Consider the following 1,209-nt stretch of genomic DNA (forward strand, 5'->3'; position numbering starts at 1 on the left):
AACGACCCCACCCCACACCCCGGAACGAACGGACACCATCACAGTGACGAGCCAGCCCTCGGCGCCCGCCGCCGAACTCAGCGGCCGCATTCGCGGCGGGCCGAGCGACCTGCTGCACGACGAAGTACTCGCCCCGCAGTTCCGGTTCGAGGTCCGCCACCTGCTGGGCCACTACACCGCCATCGAGAAGACCCTGACCGCCGAATACGCCCGCATGGGCCTGCTGAGCGCGGCCGAGGCGGCTTCCGTGGCCGCGCTCCTGGACGAGGTGGGCCCCGAGACGCTCACCGCCCGGCCCGACGCCAACATGTCGGACATCGCCTTCGCGCTCGAACGCCACGTCGAGGCCGGGCTGCCGGCACCGGTCGTACGCTGGCACGCCGACCGCAGCCGCAACGACCTCCAGGCCTGCGCACAGGCGATGTTCGGCCGCGACCAGGTCGCCCGGCTCGCCACCGCCCTGCTGGACCTGTGCTCGGTCGTCCTCGAACGCGCCGAGGAGACCCGCGAGTTGCCCATGCCCGGCTACACGCACTTCCAGGCCGCGCAGATCATCACGCCGGGCTTCCATCTCGCCGCCCTCGCCGAGCAGTTGCTGCACACCCAGCGGCGGCTGCTGCACACCTACGACGGGATGAACGCCTGCCCGCTCGGCGCCGGGGCGATGGCCGGCCAGGAACTGCCCTGGGACCGCGCCCGGATGGCCCGCATGCTGGGCTTCGACCGCCCGCAGCCCAACGCCCTCACCGCTGTCGCCTCCCGCCGCTGGAGCGCGGAGGCCACCGCCGAACTCAGCCTGCTCGGCGCGGCGTTGAGCCGCTTCGCCACCGACCTGCTCACCTGGGGCGGCAGCGAGTACGGCTTCATCGAACTGCCCGACGAACTGTCCGGCATCTCCTCGGCGATGCCGCAGAAGAAGAACTACCCCGTCCTGGAACGGATCCGGGGCCGCACGGCCCACCTGAGCGCCTTCCACACCGATGTCCTGCTCGGCCAGCGCAACACCCCCTTCTGCAACCTCGTGGAGGTCTCCAAGGAGGCCGGTACGCACGTCCTGGCCGCGTTCGACTCCGCGCACGGTACGGTCCGGCTGCTCACCGAGGTGCTGCGCCGGGTCGCCTTCCGCGCCGACCGGATGCGCGCGGTGTGCGAGCGGGAGTACCTGGGCGGCTTCAGCCTCGCCAACGCCCTCAGTGAGGGTGAGGGCGT

1 protein-coding gene is annotated in these 1,209 nt (G+C 71.7%); it reads left to right on the forward strand.

The features are described from left to right. Positions 1–43: 43 nt before the first annotated feature. Positions 44–1,209 (forward strand): argininosuccinate lyase (locus AOK08_RS40055; RefSeq protein WP_241827304.1); only part of this gene is annotated, 1,166 nt, incomplete at its 3' end.

Origin of the sequence: Streptomyces graminilatus (assembly GCF_001418565.1) — a bacterium.
In the GTDB taxonomy this organism is placed as follows: domain Bacteria; phylum Actinomycetota; class Actinomycetes; order Streptomycetales; family Streptomycetaceae; genus Streptomyces; species Streptomyces graminilatus.